The sequence below is a fragment of the Sphaerisporangium sp. NPDC049003 genome (genome assembly GCF_043197795.1).
Lineage (GTDB): Bacteria > Actinomycetota > Actinomycetes > Streptosporangiales > Streptosporangiaceae > Sphaerisporangium.
Genome location: NZ_JBICTU010000068.1, coordinates 2078 through 3447, shown reverse-complemented (window position 1 = coordinate 3447; position 1370 = coordinate 2078). Strand labels below are relative to the sequence as shown.

The following is a 1370-nucleotide window of genomic DNA, read 5'->3' as shown; positions in this document are numbered from 1 at the left end:
GCCAAGCTATACGCGTGAATGCCACGACTTCGGCGGTGTACTTGAGCCCCGCTACATTGTCGGCGCGGAATCACTTGACCAGTGAGCTATTACGCACTCTTTCAAGGATGGCTGCTTCTAAGCCAACCTCCTGGTTGTCACTGCGACTCCACATCCTTTCCCACTTAGCACACGCTTAGGGGCCTTAGTCGGTGGTCTGGGCTGTTTCCCTCTCGACTACGGAGCTTATCCCCCGCAGTCTCACTGCCACGCTCTCACTTACCGGCATTCGGAGTTTGGCTGACGTCAGTAACCCGGTAAGGCCCATCAGCCATCCAGTGCTCTACCTCCGGCAAGAAACACGTGACGCTGCACCTAAATGCATTTCGGGGAGAACCAGCTATCACGGAGTTTGATTGGCCTTTCACCCCTACACACAGGTCATCCCCCAGGTTTTCAACCCTGGTGGGTTCGGTCCTCCACACGGTCTTACCCGCGCTTCAACCTGCCCATGCGTAGATCACTCCGCTTCGGGTCTACAGCATGCGACTCAAACGCCCTATTCAGACTCGCTTTCGCTACGGCTCCCCCACACGGGTTAACCTCGCCACACACCATAACTCGCAGGCTCATTCTTCAAAAGGCACGCAGTCACATCACAAACAAGGCAAGCCTCGTCTAAGCTCCTACGGCTTGTAGGCACACGGTTTCAGGTACTATTTCACGACCCCTCACCGGGGCGCTTTTCACCTTTCCCTCACGGTACTTGTTCACTATCGGTCATCAGGGAGTATTTAGGCTTACCAGGTGGTCCTGGCAGATTCACACAGGATTCCTCGAGCCCCGTGCTACTTGGGATCCCCTCAAACAGTCGACAAGGTTTCGCCTACCCGACTCTCACGGTCTACGGCGCAACTTCCCAGAAGCTTCGACTACCCCATCGATTTATCACTGCTTGGAGGAACGGCAGCTCCTCCCAGAGGGTCCCACAACCCCACACACGCAACACCTGCCGGCTATCACACGCGCATGGTTTAGCCTCATCCGCTTTCGCTCACCACTACTCACGGAATCACTATTGTTTTCTCTTCCTACGGGTACTGAGATGTTTCACTTCCCCGCGTTACCACCAACCGCCCTATACATTCAGACGGCGGCAACACCACATGACTGGTGCTAGGTTTCCCCATTCGGACATCCCCGGATCAACGTCTGGTTGGCGACTCCCCGAGGCTTAACGCAGCCTCCCACGTCCTTCATCGGCTCCTGATGCCAAGGCATCCACCGTGTGCCCTAAAAAACTTGGCCACAAAGATGCTCGCGTCCACTATGCAATTCACAAACAACAAACAGGCCACCAACCCCACCCACCACCAGACACCCACACCCCA

At 55.8% G+C, this 1370-nt stretch carries 1 rRNA gene (cut by a window edge); it reads right to left on the bottom strand.

Going from position 1 to position 1370, the window contains the following annotated elements:
• Positions 1-1287: ribosomal RNA gene (locus ACGFIV_RS36125) — 23S ribosomal RNA — on the bottom strand (it extends 1934 nt beyond the left edge of the window).
• Between the last annotated feature and the right edge of the window lie 83 nt (positions 1288-1370).